The 15796-nt window shown below is 61.9% G+C and carries 15 protein-coding genes and 1 tRNA gene; 10 read left to right on the plus strand and 6 right to left on the minus strand.

What is annotated here, in order from left to right; all coding sequences use genetic code 11:
* The first annotated feature begins 9 nt into the window (after positions 1–9).
* Positions 10–1134 (plus strand): HNH endonuclease family protein, encoded by a 1125-nt coding sequence (locus G7068_RS01495; RefSeq protein ID WP_166287862.1) that lies wholly within the window; start codon positions 10–12, stop codon positions 1132–1134.
* A 156-nt stretch (positions 1135–1290) separates the two neighbouring features.
* On the opposite strand, the gene G7068_RS01500 is transcribed toward G7068_RS01495, so the two are convergent.
* A complete protein-coding gene (locus G7068_RS01500) occupies positions 1291–1983 on the minus strand; it encodes a DNA alkylation repair protein (RefSeq protein ID WP_166287865.1) in 693 nt (230 codons plus the stop codon).
* 21 nt (positions 1984–2004) lie between these two features.
* Positions 2005–3102, minus strand: a complete 1098-nt coding sequence (locus G7068_RS01505) for a DUF4872 domain-containing protein (RefSeq protein WP_166287868.1) — start codon at positions 3100–3102, stop codon at positions 2005–2007.
* Positions 3103–3374: 272 nt separating this feature from the next.
* Between G7068_RS01505 and G7068_RS01510 the strand changes: the two genes are divergently transcribed.
* Positions 3375–4199 (plus strand): hypothetical protein, encoded by an 825-nt coding sequence (locus G7068_RS01510; protein WP_166287871.1) that lies wholly within the window; start codon positions 3375–3377, stop codon positions 4197–4199.
* 14 nt (positions 4200–4213) lie between these two features.
* Here the strand turns inward: G7068_RS01510 and G7068_RS01515 are convergent, their stop codons facing one another.
* Together G7068_RS01515 and G7068_RS01520 are read right to left on the minus strand one after the other, a co-directional pair.
* Positions 4214–5305 carry a zinc-binding dehydrogenase gene (locus G7068_RS01515; protein ID WP_166287874.1) on the minus strand — a complete coding sequence of 364 codons (1092 nt, stop codon included), beginning with the start codon at positions 5303–5305 and terminating at the stop codon, positions 4214–4216.
* Between the two features lie 115 nt (positions 5306–5420).
* Positions 5421–6005, minus strand: coding sequence for a YdeI/OmpD-associated family protein (locus tag G7068_RS01520; protein WP_166287877.1), 585 nt, complete (start codon positions 6003–6005; stop codon positions 5421–5423).
* Between the two features lie 68 nt (positions 6006–6073).
* Between G7068_RS01520 and G7068_RS01525 the strand changes: the two genes are divergently transcribed.
* Together G7068_RS01525 and G7068_RS01530 are read left to right on the plus strand one after the other, a co-directional pair.
* The gene (locus G7068_RS01525) at positions 6074–6475 is read left to right on the plus strand and encodes an NUDIX domain-containing protein (protein ID WP_166287880.1); all 402 of its coding nucleotides are present in this window, start codon (positions 6074–6076) and stop codon (positions 6473–6475) included.
* Between the two features lie 102 nt (positions 6476–6577).
* Entirely contained in the window at positions 6578–7156 is a 579-nt protein-coding gene (locus G7068_RS01530; RefSeq protein ID WP_166287883.1) for a dihydrofolate reductase family protein, read from the plus strand.
* Between the two features lie 10 nt (positions 7157–7166).
* On the opposite strand, the gene G7068_RS01535 is transcribed toward G7068_RS01530, so the two are convergent.
* Positions 7167–7242: transfer RNA gene (locus G7068_RS01535), tRNA-Val, on the minus strand.
* A 191-nt stretch (positions 7243–7433) separates the two neighbouring features.
* On the minus strand, positions 7434–7892 hold the full coding sequence (locus G7068_RS01540) for a peroxiredoxin (protein ID WP_166287886.1): 459 nt from the start codon (positions 7890–7892) through the stop codon (positions 7434–7436).
* 251 nt (positions 7893–8143) lie between these two features.
* On the opposite strand from G7068_RS01540, the gene aceE reads away from it, so the two are divergent.
* The 6 genes from aceE (at position 8144) to G7068_RS01570 (ending at position 15779) form a co-directional block, all read left to right on the plus strand.
* Positions 8144–10870 (plus strand): pyruvate dehydrogenase (acetyl-transferring), homodimeric type, encoded by a 2727-nt coding sequence (gene aceE, locus G7068_RS01545; RefSeq protein WP_166287889.1) that lies wholly within the window; start codon positions 8144–8146, stop codon positions 10868–10870.
* A gap of 11 nt (positions 10871–10881) precedes the next feature.
* Positions 10882–12105 carry a PucR family transcriptional regulator gene (locus tag G7068_RS01550; RefSeq protein ID WP_166287892.1) on the plus strand — a complete coding sequence of 408 codons (1224 nt, stop codon included), beginning with the start codon at positions 10882–10884 and terminating at the stop codon, positions 12103–12105.
* A 79-nt stretch (positions 12106–12184) separates the two neighbouring features.
* Positions 12185–13102, plus strand: coding sequence for an ACP S-malonyltransferase (locus G7068_RS01555; protein ID WP_166287895.1), 918 nt, complete (start codon positions 12185–12187; stop codon positions 13100–13102).
* 17 nt (positions 13103–13119) lie between these two features.
* Positions 13120–14124: a beta-ketoacyl-ACP synthase III gene (locus tag G7068_RS01560; RefSeq protein ID WP_166287898.1), complete on the plus strand. Its 1005-nt coding sequence runs from the start codon at positions 13120–13122 to the stop codon at positions 14122–14124.
* A gap of 81 nt (positions 14125–14205) precedes the next feature.
* Positions 14206–14454, plus strand: coding sequence for an acyl carrier protein (locus G7068_RS01565; RefSeq protein ID WP_017794148.1), 249 nt, complete (start codon positions 14206–14208; stop codon positions 14452–14454).
* Positions 14455–14540: 86 nt separating this feature from the next.
* Positions 14541–15779 carry a beta-ketoacyl-[acyl-carrier-protein] synthase family protein gene (locus tag G7068_RS01570; RefSeq protein WP_166287901.1) on the plus strand — a complete coding sequence of 413 codons (1239 nt, stop codon included), beginning with the start codon at positions 14541–14543 and terminating at the stop codon, positions 15777–15779.
* Positions 15780–15796: the final 17 nt, after the last annotated feature.

Below are 15796 nucleotides of genomic sequence, written 5' to 3' on the forward strand. Positions count from 1 at the left end.
GGCAACATCATGAATAAGACACGGGTGTTTTCTTTCGCGTTTGCTCTGCTTTCGATTCCCGCACTGCTCGGCACGGTCGCGGCTCCGGAGGCCGCAGCGGCCCATGGAGCTTCAGCTGATGCCGTTGCTGCCACTGCGCCCGCAGCAGTGTTGACAGCGGCGAACGAACTTCAAGGCTATTTCACCCCGGAATCTCCGGATGTACCTGCAAAGCTCACGGTGCCCAAGAAGGCTCCGAAGGTGGCCATTGCAGACACTTCCGAGACCACTGGCACTGCGCTCGTTTTGCTCGATTCACTGGCAGTGAAGAAACAAAAGTCTGACCGCAAGTACGACCGGGTTAAGAAGTTTGGTGTTGCCTGGCTTGATGTCGGTGGCAGAGGGTGCGATACCCGAAACGAAGTGCTTGCCCGTGACCTCACCGAGGTAAAGGCCAAAGGCTGCCAGGTTCTGAGTGGCAAGCTCAGTGACCCGTACCTGGGGGCGAAACTTGACTTTGCTCGTGGCGACGAGACTTCGAGCCTCGTTCAGGTCGACCACATCGTCTCGCTCAGAAACGCTTGGCAGACAGGTGCGCAGAAGCTCTCCCAGGCCCAGCGTGAAAGCCTCGCGAACGATCCACTCAATCTCCGCGCGGTGAATGGAGCGAGCGCGACGATCAAAGATGGACGCAACGCTGCGGACTGGTTGCCAGAAAACACCGCGTACCGCTGCGAATACGTTGCGCAGCAAGTCTCTGTCAAAGCGACCTATGATCTCTGGGTCACCAAGGCCGAAAAGGCCGCCATGAAGAAGGTGCTGAGCAAGTGCGCGAAAGAACCAGCGCAGAGTTCACCCTTCACCCCAAAACTCAAAGAGTCATCAAGTTCTGATTCCCAAACAACTAAGGCCCCCGCAACGACGGCACCCGCGCCAGAGCCCGCTCCGGCGCCCGTGCCTGAACCAGCGCCGGAGGTTGTGCCCGAACCTGAACCTGTTGCTCCAGAGCCTGCACCGGAGCCGGCAGTAACGGGTGTCAACCCGGGCGGATTCTGTTCAACACCGGGGGTGGTCGGCACGGCGGCGAATGGCCGGAGCTATACCTGCGGTGGGAACGGGCCGGATGCGAACGGTAAGTATCACTGGAATAAGTAGCCGATGAATGCGTCATGCATTCAAGTACATCTGATCTCACCGGCTCATAGGCCTGGGAAACGAAATCTGGGGATAACTCGCACAATCTGCTGGCTGTGAGCGAATGTGCCGTCGAAGGGTGCAGTGCTGTTGCGCCCCAAGAGCGCGCGCACTGCGCTAGGGCTGATACTGCTCAGGCGAAAGGTGCTTGGCCGCTTCGCGCACGCTGAGCGGCGCGAGTGTGCTGCCGCGATCCTCAAGGAACCGGCCCACCCACATCGGCTCTGCGCGCGCGTACTGCCGAAGCGCCCAGCCGATCGCCTTGTTAATGAAAAACTCCTTCGACCCAGTATTCGCCAAGATCACATCAGTGAGCAGATCAGTGTCGGTTACGCCCTTTGAATCGAGCTGGCAGATAATCGAGCTCCTGCGCATCCAGAGGTTCTCGTGCACTGACCACTCGCGCATCACACCCTTACTTGCGCTGTCTGCCCTCACAACAACGGAAACCGTCTGGGCTAGGTGATCCACGCTGTCCCACCACGACTTCTCTTGGATGTATCCGGCCAGGCGCGGCAGGTCAGAGCTGCTCAAGAGCTTCGCGTTCATTCGGAGGTGATCGGCGGCAACATGTTGGAGTTCGCGCTGCGGCGCCTGCCAGCACAGCGCCACGAACTCCCAGTCGACCGCGCCCTTCAGATCGCTGAGCACTGCTTTGGTTGCGCGCCGCATAACCGGCGTGGCCGCGCCGAAGTACTCGAATTGATCCTTCATGTACGCACGCTGCTGAGCGGCCCTGGCAGGATCCGCCTCGGCCTGAAGTGCTGCCCGCGCCTGTTCAAAGGCCCGCGAGCCGCTCAGCTTTTCCATGTGACTAATGTATCCGGCGCGCTAGAGCTGTGTCTGGAGACCGCTGTCTTGCGTCAGCTCTGTGATCCCGCGAGCTTCTTCCTCGGCGATCTGGCCTACGATCTCTGCGAGCTGCTCATACGAGAGTTCACCAGAGCGGTCCGCGATCCCCCGCCACAGTGTGCCTGAGCGCTCGAAATAATCTGCTGCCGCGCTGAGCCCCTGCTCCGCGAGCAACCGCGCGAAAAGCGGCCGACCGGCCGATCTTGCGGTGTGCTCGTGGTCGATGCACTCGACCAGGCGCGATCGCCAAGAATCGTCGTCGCCGTAGGCCTTGCTCCATCCGTCCTTTGTGCTGCCCAAGACCTTCTCGGCCCACTTGCGCAAGCCGCTCAGACCAAAGTTGACGTCGAAGGGGTTGCCGAGCACGGGGCCGGTCATCGCGTTCACCGTCGCGGCGAAGCCCTTGCGCAGAGCAGGAGTGAGATCGGCGGGGAGCTGGGCACCTGGCTCGATCGCGATGGTGGGGTGTTTGCGCTGAGATGCGGCGTATGCATCGAGCAGTTCGCTTCGTGTCATGCGGTGTTCCGTAGCACCGTCGAAGACGCTGAGTTCGTCACTTTCTCGCATCGAGATAGCCACCACAACGAGTTCATCCCTCTCAGCAAACTCGATCTGCTTCGCCCAGGGCACTGAGCCGCGGGCGAGAGGCAGGATCACCGCGTGCCCTTCATCCAGCAGCTTCTGGGTGTCTCGTTTGTTTCTCGCGGTCGTGTGCGCGACCTCGAGTCGGCTCAGGATCGCGAGCGCCCATGGCTCAGGGTGATGCTGGCAGACGAGCGTCAGGAGTGGTGCGGGCACCTGCTTGTACTGGAAGAGGGCGTACATAAAGCCGATACCGCCGCCGATACCGAAGGCGGTTACGGGGTCGAGATCCAACCCTGATTCTTTAAGTAAACGAACAACCACCGCCGAGGCTGGGTGAGGATCCGGCTGCGTGTGCTGGGCCGAGCCCGCTACAGCCGGCTTTGGTGACGCAGGGTTTGTGCGTTCCAGCTGCTCCGCTGCTTGCGCGTAACTTTGCCCAGTGGCTTCCATCTGCTCACGCACGCGCTTCTTAAACGCTTTCCGCTCGGTCATGCCCCTGCTCCCTCGAACAGCGCTTCCAACATTTCGTGATTCATCTTCTCATCCGTTTCAGACACCGAGAGTTGCGCCCACGCCACACTTATCGGCATCCATACGTGATGGAGTGATTCCGAAACCCTGATAGCTGAGCCACCTTTACCCTCGGTGATCCTGCGCGTGGGGCCGGATCGGGCGGGCGTTTGGGATCGCCCTTCGAACGAGGGTATAGCTTTTGGCTAAGGCGGTCAATTGGTCGAGACTGTTCGCGCGGAGAGGCAATCCGCATGGGCGTAGTCTTGTGCACTGTGCAGGATGACTCCGAAAACTCTCGCTCCCCGTTCAGCCCGTTCATGCAGCGCCTGTCGAGTCGACCGGTACTCGTTACGGTCGTATCGTTTGCGCTGACGCTGGTGCTCACAGTCGTGGTGCTCTTTGTGGAGCCCGATTCGGTGGACATTCTGGGGGTTGTGAGCCTTGCCGCAACAATCTGGGGGCTGACGCTCGCGCTCGTTATCTACCTGCTGACCGCGCAAGACACCGACCGGGTGCTCGATCACATTTCTGATTTGCAGGAGCAGCTGGCCGCTTCCCTTGAGGAGCCAGCTGACGAGGAAGAGATGGAACAATCTGCGGACACGACCCCTGAACCCGCTGCAGAGGTTGTGCCACCACGCAAGGCCGAGCTGGATCCCGAACCTCGAACCAGGCCGACACCGTCAGAAGCGATGCAAGCGCTTCAGGACGCCAAACACAAGACATCTCATGCGCCGCGGCAGCGCGGCGGAGGACCCGGCGGTCACGGCGACCGAGGAGTCTTTTACACGCCGGAATCCGGGATCAAGCTTGAGGATGTTGCGCCGAGCGACTACCTCAAGGCCTGGGAGAAAACCACGGGTCGAGATGCAAGCCAGATTTTTCGAGCTTGGACTCGCAGTCGCGAAGGATCCTCACCGTGGGTCTTCATGCTTCGTGACGGCAGCCGTTGGAGCGTCTTCGCTTCAGACGACGGCGCGCCAAGTGTGATCGACCTCTCAGAGATGCGCTGGGGCCGGGGCGGTAACCGCGGAACTCGCGGGCGCCGCCCCAACCAGCCTCGCCAGGGGAACTAGGAGAACCAGGGGAACTAGGAGAAATCGGTGACGACGACGCGGTTCACCTGGGGATCCTTGAGCCTGGTGTAACCCTCGTTGAGGTCGCTGAGCGAGATCTCCTCTGAGATCAAATCGTCGAGGTTGAGGCGGCCGTCAACGTATAGATCAACGAGCGCCGCGATGTCGCGCTTCGGCACCCCCGAGCCCATAAAGACTCCCTGGATCGCCTTGCGTCCGAAGATGTTCGGCATGCTGTCGAGCTCGAACGAGTTGCCGCCCATGCCGATCTGGTAGAGCGTGCCACCGCGATCCAGCATGTCGTAACCCTGACGCACTGTCGCTGGGATACCCACGACGTCGAAGGCATAGCGCACACCAAACCCGCCGGTGAGCTCCTTGACCGCCTCTACGGGGTCGGTTTCGCCGGAGTTGATAACGTGAGTCGCCCCGAATTTCTTTGCGGTTGCAAGGGTCGCGTCGTTGAGGTCGATGGCGATGATCTTTGAGGCACCGGCGAGCAGAGCTCCACTGATGACGTTGAGACCAACCCCGCCCGCCCCGATAATCGCAACGATCTCGCCGCGCTCGACCTTGGCCGCGTTGAGCACGGCGCCGGTGCCAGTGATCACACTGCAGCCGAGCACCGCGGCCTGAGGGAACGGCATTTCGTTCGGGATCTTCACCAGCATGTTTTCGTGCGCGAGCACCTGCTGTGCGAAACCACCGAGGGCCATGCCCTGGTCTAGCGGCTTGCCGTTCGCATCTGAGAGGCGGGGAGACTCCCCCGCTGGGCGAACCGCCTCCTCGGGATTGCGGCAGAGTCCCACGTCGCCCGAGAGGCAGCGGGCGCACTTGCCGCAGAACTGCACGAGGCAACCTGCGACATGATCGCCAACCTTGAGGGTCGTAACACTCGACCCGACCTTGGCAACCACACCCGCGATTTCGTGGCCGAGCACCACGGGCGGCTGGTGCATCACACCGTGGCTCATCTCCATAAAATCGCTGCCGCAGAGGCCGGAGGCCTTCACGTCAACGAGCACCTCGTTGTCGAGTGGATCTGCGATCCTGATGTCTTCTTCAACCCAACCTGCGCCTAGCGCGCGAGCAACCATGGCCTTCATTGGCTCTACCCTTCGTTGTTTGGCAAGTAACTCAAGTTACTTTGAGGGTATTGCCGCTCGCTTGGGTTGGTTAGGCGTCAAGTGAAGCCCACTTGGATAGGGGCGCAGGTTCGGGCTAATCGCCCGCCGGGTTTTGCAACTGCTCCATGATGCGCTGTAGCCGCCGTGCGCGGGTCGCCTCGTTTGTGGCGGTCATCAAACGGTGCAGGGCGGAGTATCGCTCCTGGCTTGAGAGCGACTCGAATCGGTCGCGCGCCGCTCGGTCTGATTCGAGCGCTGCCTTCAGGTCGTCCGGCACTGTTGCGCTGGCGGATCCTGCGTAGGCGCGCTCCCAACGGCCGTCTTGCTGCGCGAGTGCGATTTCCCGTTCCCCGCGCGGTCTCATGCGATTCTGCTCGCGGAGCCTCTCGATGTGACCGACGTTGCGCTCGGACCATATCGACCGCGGTCTGCGCGGTGTGAAGCGTTGATGGAAAGTGGATTCGTCGTGGGCGCGGCGCTGACCGTCGATCCAGCCGCTGCACAGAGCTTCGTCGAGGGCTTCCGCGTAGCTCAGGCTAGTTGGACTGGTTGTGCCCTTCTTCGCGAGCCTCAACCAGACGCCGCTTGAAGAATCTTCGTTGTCGTCGAGCCAGGCTCGCCACGCCTCTACGTCGAGCAAGACAAGTTCGTTGTCGGTGGGTAGCGCCGCATTTGCCATGGGTTAATGATGGCACTTTTGCAGATGGTTGGGTTCGTAGGATGTCTGCTTGAAATTAGACTCACATCATGGATCCCCGGCCAGAGCATCGTGTTTCATGTGGGTTGCTTTTTTCCGAGAGTCGGGTGTTGCTTGTGCACCGGTCCCCTTCTAGGAGCTATTACCCAGATGTGTGGGACTTTCCTGGAGGGCATATTGAACCCGGTGAAAATGGACGGGAAACTATTGTTCGTGAACTTCAAGAAGAGCTGAACGTAGAAATTGCGATTCCAGCGGGTGAAGCGATATTTCAGCGGCGAACTAATGATCTTCACCTGGAAGTATGGATCTTTGAAGAGTGGCGAGGAACAGTAGTTAGCGCTGAACCAGAAGAACACGACTCACTTGGGTGGTTCACCCTGCAGGAGGCACTGGCCTTGGAGCTTGCAGATGATGCATATCCCGAGATTCTGAAGCGCGTATTGGCTTAGCTGTCTGGAGTGAGTGCCAGCGGCAGAAATCTTAGGCGCAAGTGATTGCGAGGATTAGCTGCCCTCCCTAACCTGGTTTCACTATCAAAATTTGGAGGCGCCATGTCCGCTCGATTCGTGTACTGGATGAACGTATCGCTCGATCTCAAGATCGAATACGTCGATGCCGAGAACGGGGGTGGCGATTGGATGCGGATCACCGAGACCCTGCATCGTGAGTTCAACCGGCGCGCCGCAGCACTGACCGCGAACGTTGAGGGCCGCAAGGTCTACGAGATCATGGAGTCGTACTGGCCTGCCGTGCGTAACGACGAGTCTGAGCTCGAGGTCATGCGCGAGTACGGCGAGATCTGGACGACGATGCCGAAGTACCTCGTTTCTCGCACTCGCACCAGTGCGCAGCACAACACGCAGGTTATTGGCGAGAACGCCATCGAGCAGCTTGCAAAGATTCGCGAGGAGTCCGAGGGTGACATCGGTGTCGGCGGAGCCACGATTGCGACGCAGCTCCTGCATGCTGGTCTGCTGGACGAGCTGTTGTTGTTCACGCATCCGGCCGTGTTGGGTCAGGGGCGGCCACTCTTTGACTCGCAGGAGAAGCCGGTTGTGCTCGACTTGCTCGAGCAGGCCACGTTCCCCGAGGGTGTGACGATGCACCGGTATTCGGTGCGTAAGCAGTGATTCAGTAGTTTGGTGGGCCCTGCCGGGATCGAACCGACGACATCCACGGTGTAAACGTGGCGCTCTACCAGCTGAGCTAAAGGCCCTCCGTCCGCGAAGCGAACTCCCCTATCTTAGGGGAAAAACTTGCGCGGTACGAAATCGGCGTGATTGTGCGGGTGCGCGGGCGCAATCCCGCGCGTGTCAGCCGGTTCTCACACGTCTGCCGGTTGGAAATGCATCATTCCAACCGGCAGAGATGCCAGTACCGGCTGACATGTTGGCCAGCCAGCGTCAGCTAGACCAGCGCGAGCGCCTCGCGGTACGCGGCGAAGTCACGGGCCTGGCCGGGCTCGGTCTCGAACGAGGCGAGTACCTTGCGGTCTGCGCCGATAACCACGGTCGCGCGTGTTGCGATCCCGCGCTCTGCAACAAACGCGTCATACGCCTGCGCTACCCCACCGTGCGGCCAGAAGTCAGACACGATCGAGAAGTCGTAACCCTCTTGTTCGGCCCAGGCCCGCAGCGCAAACGTCGAGTCGACGGAAATGCCGATCAGCTGCACTTTGCTGTCGGCAAACACCGAAAGATTGTCGCGCAGCTCGCACAGTTCCCCCGTGCAGATACCGGAGAATGCAAGCGGGAAGAACACCAGCGCGACCGGGCCCTCGGCAACAAGCTCAGAGAGCGTGAGCTCTGCTCCGTGCTGATCTGACAGAGTGAAATCGGGCGCTTCCGCGCCAACCTGAAGCACCACGGTGCCTCCTTCCGGCGCCGCAGCGCCATTCCTATACAAGAGTCGCACTAACACTATCGAGCGACTTCAAAGCAAGAAACCTCAAAGTAGGCCGAAGATTGTACAGTTTTGACCTAGTTCTCCAGCAGATTCCCTGTTTTGTCGTTGGTTTTCGATAGTCTTGATCGAGACCCGCGGACCAGCGGGCCCCCTCGTGTAGCGCACGGGTGCACTATCTCGCGCCCACGGCTCATGGTGAATGGAGAACAATCTTGGCTGTGAACACACAGGATCCGTACGCACCTGATCACGACGATCTGGATCCGCAGGAAACCGCTGAGTGGCGCGATTCACTCGACGCGGTTGTTGAGGAGCGTGGCGCAGGTCGCGGCCGCGACATTATGACGAGCTTGCTCGACCGCTCACGTCAGCTTCACCTCAACGTGCCGCAGGTGCCCACGACCGACTACGTCAACACCATCGCCTCTGACGACGAGCCGGAGTTCGAGGGCAACGAAATTCTTGAGCGCAACTACCGCTCCTGGATTCGCTGGAACGCAGCTATGACTGTGCACCGTGCGCAGCGCCCCGGCATTGGTGTCGGCGGCCACATCTCGACCTACGCTTCAGCAGCCTCACTTTACGAGGTCGGCTTCAACCACTTCTTCCGCGGTCAGGATCACCCCGGCGGTGGCGACCAGATCTTCGTGCAGGGTCACGCCTCCCCCGGCATGTACGCTCGCGCCTTCCTTGAGGGACGCCTCAGCGCGGATCAGCTTGACGGTTTCCGCCAGGAGAAGTCGCACCTCGGTGGCGGCCTTCCCAGCTACCCGCACCCCCGCCTGGCGCCCGACTTCTGGCAGTTCCCGACCGTGTCGATGGGCCTCGGCCCGATCAACGCGATCTACCAGGCGCAGCTCAACAAGTACCTGACGAACCGCGGCATCAAGGACGCCTCTGACCAGCACGTCTGGGCGTTCCTCGGTGACGGCGAGATGGACGAGGTTGAGAGCCGCGGTCAGCTGCAGGTCGCGGCAAACGAGGGCCTCGATAACCTCACCTTTGTCATCAACTGCAACCTGCAGCGCCTCGACGGTCCCGTGCGCGGCAACGGCAAGATCATCCAGGAGCTCGAGAGCTACTTCCGTGGTGCGGGCTGGAACGTCATCAAGGTTGTCTGGGGTCGCGAGTGGGACGACCTGCTCGCCCGCGACACCGACGGTGCTCTGCTGAACCTGATGAACACCACCCCTGACGGTGACTTCCAGACCTACAAGGCCGAGAGTGGCGGGTTTGTTCGCGAGCACTTCTTCGGTCGTGACGAGCGCACGCTCGGTCTCGTTGAGAACTACACCGACGAGCAGATCTGGGGTCTGCGCCGCGGTGGCCACGACTACCGCAAGGTCTACGCCGCTTACAAGGCTGCCACCGAGCACAAGGGTCGCCCGACGGTTATCCTCGCCAAGACCATTAAGGGTTACGGCCTCGGCCCGCACTTCGAGGGCCGCAACGCGACCCACCAGATGAAGAAGATGACGCTGGAAGACCTCAAGCTCTTCCGCGACACCATGCACATCCCGATCTCCGATGCGCAGCTTGAAGCCGATCCGTACCTGCCGCCCTACTACCACCCGGGTGAGAAAGACGAGGCGATCCAGTACATCCACGAGCGCCGTCGTGAACTCGGTGGCTACTTGCCCGAGCGTCGCACGAAGCACACTGAGCTGGCACTGCCCGAGCCGAAGAGCTACGCGATCGCTGCTAAGGGATCGGGCACGCAGGAGGCCGCAACCACGATGGTCTTCGTGCGTATGCTCAAGGACCTGATGCGCGACAAGAACATGGGCTCGCGCTTTGTGCCGATCATTCCCGACGAGGCGCGCACCTTTGGCATGGACTCGTACTTCCCGACCTCGAAGATCTACAACCCGCACGGCCAGAACTACGTCTCGGTCGACCGCGAGTTGCTGCTCGCCTACAAGGAGAGCCCGCAGGGTGTGCTGCTCCACGTCGGCATCAACGAGGCCGGCGCGACCGCGGCGTTCACCGCTGTCGGTACTTCGTACTCGACGCACGGCGAGCCGCTGATCCCGATCTACATCTTCTACTCGATGTTCGGTTTCCAGCGCACGGGTGATGCCTTCTGGGCTGCGGGCGACCAGATGGCGCGCGGTTTCATCCTTGGCGCAACCGCTGGCCGCACCACGCTCACCGGCGAGGGCCTGCAGCACGCCGACGGTCACTCGATGGCGCTTGCCGCGACAAACCCGGCTGTTATCGCCTACGACCCGGCCTACGGCTACGAGATCGGGCACATCATGCGCTCCGGTGTTGAGCGCATGTACGGTGGCGAGCACTCGGATCCGAACGTGATGTACTACCTCACGATCTACAACGAGCCGATCGTTCACCCGGCAGAGCCGGAGAACGTTGACGTTGAGGGCATCGTGCGCGGCATGCACCTTGTCAGCCCCGCCGCCGAGGGTGCGCACGCAGCGCAGATTCTCGCCTCGGGTGTTGCTGTTCCCTGGGCGATCGAGGCACAAGAGATCCTCGCTCGCGACTGGAACGTTGCGGCAGACGTGTGGAGTGTCACCAGCTGGAACGAGCTCAGCCGTGACGGTGTTGCCGCAGAGGATCACAACTTCCGCCACATGGATAAGCCAGTTCGTGTGCCCTATCTCGCTGAGAAGCTTGCCGGCCACGACGGTCCCGTTGTTGCGGTGAGCGACTGGGCAAAGCTGGTTCCCGAGCAGATCCGTCCGTATGTTCCGGGTGACTACTCGGTGCTCGGTGCTGACGGCTTTGGCTTCTCAGACACGCGCCAGGCAGCACGTCGCTACTTCGGCATCGACCGCGAGTCGGTCGTCGTGAAGGTACTGCAGCGGCTCGCCGCTCAGGGCAAGATCGACGCCGATATTCCGGCGAAGGCTGCCGAGCAGTACAAGCTCAACGACGTCAACGCTGGTTCGACCGGCGGCGCCGGCGGAGAGGCCTAGGCGGGGCATCCGTGGCTGAGCGCTCAAAAGAACAGGAGCTCGCCTGGTTACGCACCATCGCGGGTGAGCTCGCCACGCAGACCATCGCGCGGCTCGACGAGACCCTGCCCTGGTACGGCAACATGCCGCCGAGCCGCCGCTCGGCGGTGGGTCTCGTCGCCCAAACCGGCATCAGCTCGTTCATTCAGTGGTACGAGAACCCCTCGGCAACCCCGTGGATCGCCTCTGACGTGTTCAGTTCGGCGCCCCGCGAGCTACTGCGCTCGATCAGCCTGCAGGAAACGCTGCAGCTGATTCGGGTTGTTGTGTCGGTGGTTGAGGATCGCGTGGCGCCTCGAAGCGAGGCGCTGCGCGAGGCGATCCTCCACTACTCTCGTGACGTCGCTTTCGCGGCCGCCGATGTCTATGCGCGAGCCGCAGAGGCCCGTGGGCTCTGGGACGCGCGCCTTGAGGCCCTCGTCGTCGACTCGATCCTTACGGGCGAGTCTGACGACGAACTGCCGAGCAGGATCGCGGCGCTCGGCTGGCACGGAGACGGTGAGGCCGCGGTGCTGGTTGGCACCTCGGAGCGCTTCGTTGACGTCGACCAGCTCCGCAGGCTCGCGCGACACGCCGGTGCTGATCTGCTGATCGGCCTGCAAGGAACTCGGCTCGTGGTGGTACTGGGACGCATGGCGATTCCCGTCAAGGATGCAAACGGGGCTGAATCAGTTCCGCTGAGTTTCCTTGAAATCGCGCAGCGACTCTCCGACAGTTTTTCTGAGGGCCCACTGGTGCTCGGCCCGACGGTTGAGAACCTCGTGGAGGCCTCCCGCAGTGCCCGTGCGGCGCTCGCCGGTGTCGCCGTGGCGCGCGCCTGGCGCAACTCGCCGCGTCCGGTACTGGCCGACGATCTGCTCCCCGAGCGCGCGCTCGCGGGCGACGGATTGGCGAGGCGTACACTCATCGAGCAGATCTACGAACCGCTCGCGGCGCAGTCTGGCGAACTCATGGAGACCCTGTGGTGTTACCTCGATAACGGGCGATCGCTCGAGGCAACCGCGCGCGAGTTGTTTGTGCACCCCAACACGGTGCGCTACCGGTTGAAGAAGGTGTCCGAGATTATCGGGTGGAACGCCACCGGCGCGCGCGAGGCCCTTATCTTGCAGTCCGCGCTCATCGCTGGTTCCATCGCCCAGCACGGAGCCCGCCGCTCCTCCACGCCGAGAGAACGCGCCGTAACCACCAAAAAATGAGCACTTCCTACAACGATTTCCCGAATTTGTGGTGTCGTATATGCAGGAAGTTCGCCAATGATCTGAGAAACTGGAACACGTGATTGTCATCGCCTGCCCTGGACAGGGCTCTCAGACCCCTGGCTTTTTGAACGAGTGGCTCGATTTACCGGGTGCACGCGAGGCCCTCGGTGTCGCGTCGGAACGCGCCGGAGTGGATCTGATCCAGCACGGAACCGTGAGCGACGCCGACACGATTCGCGACACCGCTATTGCGCAGCCGCTGATCGTGGCGGCGAGCCTTCTCGCCTGGAATCAGCTGTCTGCGCTGACCGCACTCGATGGTGCAGGCGTGGCGGGTCACTCCGTTGGCGAGTTTGCGGCGGCCGCTGCGGCCGGTGTGCTGGGCGAGGGTGATTCCCTGCAGCTCGTGGGCGTGCGCGGTCGTGCGATGGCCGAGGCTGCTGCTCAGGTCGAGACCGGCATGGCAGCGGTTGTTGGCGGTGTTGAAGACGATGTGCTCGCGAAGATTGAAGCGCACGGCCTCACCCCCGCAAACCGCAACGGCGGTGGCCAGATCGTTGCCGCTGGCGCCCTGTCGGCGCTCGATGCGCTCGCAGACGACGCACCCCGAGGCGCGCGCGTGATCAAGTTGCAGGTTGCCGGTGCGTTCCACACCTCCTACATGTCAGGTGCGATTCCGGCTCTTCAGGCTGCGGCCGACGGCATCGTGGCGGCTGATCCGGACCGCCCACTCTGGACAAACAGCGACGGCTCCCTCGTCACCAGCGGCGCAGACTATGTGAAGCTGCTGGTCTCGCAGGTCGCGAACCCCGTGCGCTGGGATGCCTGCATGGAGAGCTTCCAGAGTGCCGGGATCACCGGTCTCATTGAGCTCGCACCCGCTGGTGCACTTACTGGAATCGCCAAGCGTGCACTGAAGGGTGTTCCCACCGTCGCCGTGAAGACCCCGGCAGATCTCGAGGCAGCGGTCGCGCTCATCGCGGACGCCGCCTAACCGAAAGGAATTCGCAGATGGCTCAACTCAATCAGCCCACCGGGCCCGCTTTTACGCGTTTGCTCTCTGTGGGCGCTGCCCGCGGTGAACTGAACGTTCCAAACGAAGACATCATCGGCCCCATCGATTCCTCAGACGAGTGGATCCGCCAGCGCACCGGCATCATTCAGCGTCGTCGCGCGGGTGCAGACGTTGAGGCGGTAGATCTTGCTGTCGCCGCTGGTGAAGAGGCTATCGAGCGCTCAGGCTTGAACCGTGAAGACATCGACGGGGTCATCATCTCGACGATCTCGAACGTTGCCGTGACCCCCTCGATGGCCGCGCTGGCTGCATACCGCCTCGGGCTCACCCCCGCCGCCGCGTTTGATATCTCTGCAGCGTGTGCCGGTTACGTGTACGGCGTCGCCCAGGCCGATAGCCTCGTGCGATCCGGAACCTGCAAGAACGTGCTCGTTATCGGTGCTGAGAAGCTCTCTGAGATCATCGACCCTACCGACCGCAGCATTTCATTCTTGCTCGCTGACGGTGCGGGTGCGGTTGTTGTTGGGCCGAGCGACCACACGGGGATCGGTCCGACCGTGTGGGGCTCCGACGGCGAGAAGTGGGACGCGATCAGCGTCACCTCGAAGTTCCAGGAGTACCGCCACGGCAACGGTGAGATCCCGTGGCCCACGCTGCGCCAGGATGGCCAGACCGTGTTCCGCTGGGCAGTGTGGGAGATGGCCAAGGCCGCACGCCGCACCCTCGAGGAATCAGGGGTCGAGGCATCGGATCTCGCGGCCTTTATTCCGCACCAGGCCAACATGCGCATCGTTGACGAGTTCGCGAAGCAGTTGAAGCTGCCGGAGAGCGTTGTTGTCGCCCGTGACATCGAAATGCAGGGTAATACCTCGGCCGCGTCGATCCCCCTCGCAATGCACGCCCTGCTTGAGGAACACCCTGAGCTTTCGGGCGGCCTCGCGCTCACGATCGGCTTTGGCGCCGGACTCGTGTATGGCGCGCAGATCGTCGAATTGCCGTAGCGAATCCTCGACACTGACTACAAACCCGTAGAATCTTCCAGAACCTAAACAGTTCCCAATCCAATCAAAAGGAGAAACAGAATGGCATTCAGCAACGAAGAGGTACTCGCGGGACTCGCGGAGCTCATCAACGACGAGACCGGTATCGCGGCTGACGTTGTTGCACTCGACAAGTCCTTCACCGACGACCTGGACATCGACTCGATCTCGATGATGACCATCGTCGTTAACGCAGAAGAGAAGTTCGACGTGAAGATCCCCGACGAAGAGGTCAAGAACCTCAAGACCGTTGGCGACGCAGTCGACTTCATCGTCAAGGCTCAGGCCTAATTTTGTGAGTGGGAGGCGGGTCTAGCCCGCCTCCCAACGCATCACCATTGTTAATCGGACCACACGATCACGCGGAGCACATACACATGACGAAGAAGATTGTCGTTACTGGTATCGGCGCGACGTCGCCCATTGGCGGCACGGCCCGAGAGAGCTGGGAAGCGCTGCTCGCAGGCGCATCCGGGACTCGAACGCTAGAACACGAGTGGGTTTCTCAGTACGAGTTGCCCGTGCACTTCGCCGCAGAGGCGATTGTGCGACCAGAAGAAGTACTTGCCCGGCCTGTCGCAAAGCGGCTCGACCCGTCAGCTCAGTTTGCGCTGATCGCGGCGATGGAGGCTTTTGCAGACGCGGGCTCCCCCGAACTTCCCTCAGAGCGCCTGGGCGTTGACTGGGCTACCGGCATCGGTGGCCTGTGGTCGCTGCTCGACGCCTGGGACACACTTCGCGAGAAGGGCCCGCGTCGCGTTATGCCGCTGACCGTGCCCATGCTCATGCCCAACGCGCCGTCAGCCGCCGTTTCGATGCACTTCGAGGCGCGCGCCTACGCCCGCACGGTTGCCTCGGCTTGCGCGTCAAGCACCGAGTCGCTGGTGAACGCCTACGAGCACCTGCAGGCTGGCTACGCTGATGTGGTTATCGCCGGTGGCTCAGAGTCCGCGATCCACCCGATCACGCTGGCTTCGTTCTCGTCGATGCAGGCACTGTCGAAGCGCAACGACGATCCCAGCACCGCCTCGCGGCCGTACTCGATCGACCGTGACGGCTTTGTCATGGGTGAGGGCGCCGCTGCGCTCGTGCTCGAGACAGAGGAACACGCGCTCGCTCGTGGCGCTCGCATTTACGCCGAGATCGCCGGTGGTGGCGTGACGGCTGATTCGTACCACATCACGGCTCCTGAGCCCGAGGGCAAGGGTGCAAGCCGCGCCGTGCGTATGGCGCTGGAGCAGGCGGGCGCGTCCGTCGATGAGGTCACACACATCAACGCGCACGCCACATCGACTCCCACCGGAGACATCGCTGAGTATGGCGCCCTGCGCTCCATCTTCGGTGATCGTGTTGACTCGATTCCGGTCTCGGCAACGAAGGGCGCAACGGGTCACCTGCTCGGTGGCACGGGCGCGCTCGAGGCCGTGTTCACGGTGCTCGCGGTGCAGAATCGCGTTGCTCCCCCGACGATCAACATTTCGGAGCAGGATCCCGAGATCCCGCTCACCATCTCGGGGCAGCCGATTCCGCTCGGTGATGGGCCGCAGCTGGCCATCTCGAACTCGTTTGGGTTCGGTGGGCACAACGCTGTGGTGGCGATTCGCTCGGTCGATTAAGGATCAGCGAGCCGCAA

It is taken from the genome of Leucobacter viscericola (assembly GCF_011299575.1).
GTDB classification, from domain to species: Bacteria; Actinomycetota; Actinomycetes; order Actinomycetales; family Microbacteriaceae; genus Leucobacter; species Leucobacter viscericola.